A 1,875-nucleotide genomic window follows, 5' to 3' on the forward strand; every position below is an offset into this window, starting at 1 on the left:
GCAGGTCGGGACCCCGGGCCCGCCGCCCGACCGCAATCAATCACACCGATCACGACCGACCGGCCAATTGCCCGTTACTGACCCACGCTCCTAGCTCGTCCGTGTCGATCACGGTAACCCCTTCTTGCTCTGAGCCTGGACCCTCGGTGACGCCGACGGGGACCTCCAGTTGCCGCCAATCCTGGACCGCCGCTGCCTCCCGTGCCACTCGACTTTGCGGCAAATCGTGATCATGCAGGTCAATGCCTAGCGTGATCCGACACGGCGAGTCGGCGCCGAGGTGTGATTCATACATGAATACCCCGGCTTGCACCCTGCGTGATGAGTCGGTAACGGTTCCTGATCGCGATTCGCCGCAAAGTTGAGAGACCTGGTAGTGGCTGATGCATCAGCCGCCCTCTGTGCATTTAGCCAATAGGCCGAGTTTGACACCCAGGGTTGAGCGGTCGGTGAATGAGAAGTCAACACTCAGATAGGCGAGCACGAGGTCGTCCGCGGGCTGTCTGGTCTTGAGAATCCGATGAGCGGCCGTCATGCCGAGCGGTTGAGACTCGTAGTAGTCGACGACCCCCTGGCGTCCGACGCTGTAAGGGTGCAGCCCCTGGAAGATCGCGTCCTCAGCGAAGTGCGAGGCGACCCGCCGCGGTTCGTGCGCGTCGAAGCCCGCTTTCCACTGGTCGAGGACGCCGCGCAGGATCGCTTCGCTGTCTGTCGTACCGCCCATCGAGGGTCTCCCACCAGATGGAATCGGGCTCACAGCTGCCGGCCACGGCCCCATGTTCAGTGCCCGGCGTTCTGGCCGCCGTCGACGTGCAGAATCTCCCCGGTGACGAACCCGGCGTTCTCGAGGTGGACGATCGCTTGCGGCAGAGCGGTCTCATCCGCCGCATCGGCCTCGCCAACGTCAGTGCCGAACAGCTTCGCACCGCCATGGCGATCACCGACATCGCGGCCGTCACCGTGCACTGCAACGTGACGACGCGGCAGCACGCGGACGTGCAGCGCCTCACGCACGAGGCTGGCATCGTCTTCTCGCCCTGGCACCCGGCGGATCTCCCTCCGGCCGGGGAGGGCGACCTGTTCCACGCGGTGATCAACCTGATCGCCGCCGACTACCAAGCCACCCCGGGACAGATCACCCTGGCCTGGCAGTTGCACTGCGGCCCGCAAATGCTGCCCATCCCCGGCACCACCAGTGTCCGGCACTTGGAGGAGAACCTATGCTGGTGAGGCGCGCGCGGGACAGCCCTTATGGGGCACTTGGCCACCCGGTCACGAGACCTGAGCGTTGGTTCGCACTCTGCGGTCTGCCCGCGGTTGGTCTCGCATGTGCGGATTGGCTTGCGGAAGGGCAGGCCAGGGGCCTGCGACTCCTTTACGCCAGGGCTCTGAGGGACATCGGTCGCGGGGCAGTCGAATGACTGCGGGCGGCGAACGTCCACACCACCAGTTACTTGACCGATGTGATGCTACCCCGACTTCACGAAACTCGGTTCTCAGCGGGAACGCCACCGCACCCACCGAAGGGGAGAGAACCGTGACCGAGAACCCGAACGAACTCACCATCGACAACTCTGCTGTCGTCCTGATCGACCACCAGCCAGGGGTCGCGCTGATGACCACGCCCCGGTCGCCCGCAGACCTGGTCAACAACGTGGCCGGGCTGGCGGAGACCGCCAAGGCTCTCGGCGTGCCGACGGTCCTCACCACGATCGGCGCGACTGGCGGACCGCTGGTCGATCCGATCTTCAAGGAGATAAGAGGCCGCGCGGATAGGGGCCGGTTGGGGACCCCGGCAACAGAACGGGCACAGATCCCGGTGATCATGGAGTTGCGACGCTCTGTGACCACTGAGGAGACCTGTGCCCGCGCTGC

2 protein-coding genes and 2 pseudogenes are annotated in these 1,875 nt (G+C 65.2%); 2 read left to right on the forward strand and 2 right to left on the reverse strand.

Annotated elements, in window-relative coordinates; genetic code table 11:
• Positions 1-388 precede the first annotated feature (388 nt).
• Positions 389-724, reverse strand: a complete 336-nt coding sequence (locus ACFY4A_RS42485; protein WP_390834657.1) for a hypothetical protein — start codon at positions 722-724, stop codon at positions 389-391.
• Positions 725-780: 56 nt separating this feature from the next.
• Positions 781-861: pseudogene (locus ACFY4A_RS42490) on the reverse strand (dehydrogenase); the annotation flags it as partial.
• Here ACFY4A_RS42490 and ACFY4A_RS42495 point away from each other — a divergent pair.
• Together ACFY4A_RS42495 and ACFY4A_RS42500 are read left to right on the forward strand one after the other, a co-directional pair.
• Entirely contained in the window at positions 850-1,230 is a 381-nt protein-coding gene (locus ACFY4A_RS42495) for an aldo/keto reductase (RefSeq protein ID WP_390834658.1), read from the forward strand. The pseudogene ACFY4A_RS42490 and the gene ACFY4A_RS42495 overlap by 12 nt on opposite strands.
• 307 nt (positions 1,231-1,537) lie before the next feature.
• Positions 1,538-1,875 (forward strand): annotated as a pseudogene (locus tag ACFY4A_RS42500) (hypothetical protein); the annotation flags it as partial.

The sequence above is a fragment of the Streptomyces sp. NPDC001292 genome (assembly GCF_042896465.1).
Taxonomy (GTDB): domain Bacteria; phylum Actinomycetota; class Actinomycetes; order Streptomycetales; family Streptomycetaceae; genus Streptomyces.

Bases quoted from the DNA above. Each gene is read 5' to 3' on its own strand.
- ACFY4A_RS42485 (WP_390834657.1), bottom strand. From the start codon at position 724: ATGGGCGGTACGACAGACAGCGAAGCGATCCTGCGCGGCGTCCTCGAC.